General features: G+C 65.0%; 3 protein-coding genes. All 3 read left to right on the top strand.

Translation table 11 applies throughout. The features are described 5' to 3' along the window. Positions 1 to 1,138, top strand: a 1,138-nt coding sequence (locus E5W70_RS32055) for an aminoglycoside phosphotransferase family protein (RefSeq protein ID WP_292665327.1), incomplete at its 5' end; no start/stop codon positions are given. Positions 1,139 to 1,194: 56 nt separating this feature from the next. Further along, positions 1,195 to 1,938, top strand: coding sequence for a nucleotidyltransferase family protein (locus tag E5W70_RS32050; RefSeq protein ID WP_292665329.1), 744 nt, complete (start codon positions 1,195 to 1,197; stop codon positions 1,936 to 1,938). Next, positions 1,935 to 2,123 (top strand): hypothetical protein (locus E5W70_RS32045; RefSeq protein WP_292665325.1); only part of this gene is annotated, 189 nt, incomplete at its 3' end. The genes E5W70_RS32050 and E5W70_RS32045, both read left to right, overlap by 4 nt.

Here is a 2,123-nt window from a genome sequence, read left to right as displayed (position 1 = left end):
GGTCGAACTTCTCCAGCAGGGCGACGGCCGACTGGCAAGACTGTCGGGAGAGGGCGCCGCCTTCGAGCGCGCGGCGCGATCGCTGGCGATGCGCGATTTTCTCGGCCAGGCCGGTTGGGGCGAAGCGCAGCGGCGATATTTCATCGGTGATGCCTCGGCTCGCTCCTACGAAATCGTCACGCTTGCCGGCTTTCCGCCGCGTGTATTGATGAACTCGCCAAGGCTGGTGCTCGGGCCGCCAGTCCGCGACGGCAAACCCTATGCCGAGATCGCCCACACCGCGCAATCCGTTTCGGCGTTCGTCGCCATCGACCGGGCCTTGCGGGCCGGCGGTGTCAGCGTCCCGGAAATCCATGCCCAGGATCTCGACCAGGGTTTTCTCCTGCTGGAACATCTCGGTTCCCAAGGCTTTCTCGACAAGCGCGGCCAGCCGGTGGCCGAGCGTTATACGGCGGCGGCCGAACTGCTTGCCATGATGCACGGCAAAACATGGCCGGCCCGCATGCAGGCCGGCCCCGGCGTCTTCCACGAGGTGCCGCCTTTCGACCGCGACGCCATGATGATCGAAGCCGAATTGCTGGTCGACTGGTATGTCCCGGCGATATCAGGCGCTCCGCCAAGCGAGGCATTGCGCGCCGGTTACCGCAGCGAATGGAATGCGGTGCTCGATCGGCTTGAGGGGCGCGAATACACGCTGATGTTGCGCGACTTCCATTCGCCCAACCTGATCTGGCGCGCTGACCGTTCCGGTCACGATCGCCTCGGCGTCGTCGATGTCCAGGACGCGCTGATCGGACCGTCCGCCTACGACGTCGCGTCGCTCGCCATGGACGCGCGCGTCACCATTTCACCCGAAATCGAAAAGCACACGCTCGCCGCCTACATCGCCGCGCGCCGCGCCGCCGGCGCCTTCGACGAGAACGAATTCCGCGAAACCTATGCAATCATGGCCGCACAGCGCAATTCCAAGATCCTCGGCATTTTCGTGCGGCTCGAAAAACGTGACGGCAAGCCTTATTATCTGAAGCATCTGCCGCGTATCCGCGATTATCTTCGCCGGGCGCTGGCGCATCCGGCGCTGGCCGGGCTGCAGGATTTCTACATCGCCCACGGCTTGCTGGAGGAACGCTCGATTTGACGGCTAAGGATTTGGGCCTGAAGGCGTCGGACGAGGGACCGATGCCGACGACCGCCATGGTACTCGCCGCCGGGCTCGGCAAGCGCATGCGGCCGATCACCGACACCATGCCGAAGCCGCTGGTCAAGATCGCCGGCAAGACCTTGCTCGACTGGGGGCTGGACTGCCTAGCCGAAGCCGGCGTCGCCAAGGCCGTCGTTAACGTCCATTACCTGCCGCAACAGATCGTGGACCATGTAGCCCGCCGCAGTGCGCCGAGAATCGTCATCTCGGATGAGAGCACCGGCCTGCTCGACTCTGCCGGCGGTATCGTCAAGGCATTGCCCAGGTTAGGGGCGCCATTCTATGTGCTTAACGCGGACACCTTCTGGATCGACAGCGGCGTTTCCAATCTCAGGCGACTTGCCCTTGCATGGGAGGGCGCGACAATGGACATTCTGCTGATGCTTGCGGATCTCCAGTCGGCAACCGGGCATAGCGGCGGCACCGATTTCCTGATGGCGCCGGATGGCGCCTTGCGGCGTGCGAACAACGATCCGGCCGGCCTGATCTATGCCGGCGCCGCAATCGTCCATCCGCGCATCTTCAACGATGCGCCGGCCGGCCGGCTGTCGCTCAACGCCTATTTCGATGCGGCAATCGCCGCCGGCCGCCTGTTCGGCATGAAAATGCAGGGTCACTGGATCACTGTCGGCACACCTGACGCGATCCCGCGGGCGGAAGCAGCGGTTGCCGCCGCGCTTGCCGGCACGCCCAATGCTGTTGCTGAGGCACCCGGCGCTCTTACCGAGTCGAAATGAGCGGCTCCCGCCGCGTTTTCTCGATCCCGCCCGGAGCGCCGTTCCTGCCGACGCTGGCCGAGGCGCTGCTTGCAGGGCGCCTGGTTCCCGGCTTTGCCTATGATGGCGATCCGCTGATGCTGGCCGATCTCACCATCTATGTGCCGACGCGCCGTGCGGCGCGGGCGCTTCGCGGCGTCTTCGTC

Origin of the sequence: Mesorhizobium sp. (assembly GCF_005063415.1) — a bacterium.
Taxonomy (GTDB): Bacteria; Pseudomonadota; Alphaproteobacteria; order Rhizobiales; family Rhizobiaceae; genus Mesorhizobium.
This window is presented reverse-complemented; position numbering and strand designations above follow the sequence as displayed.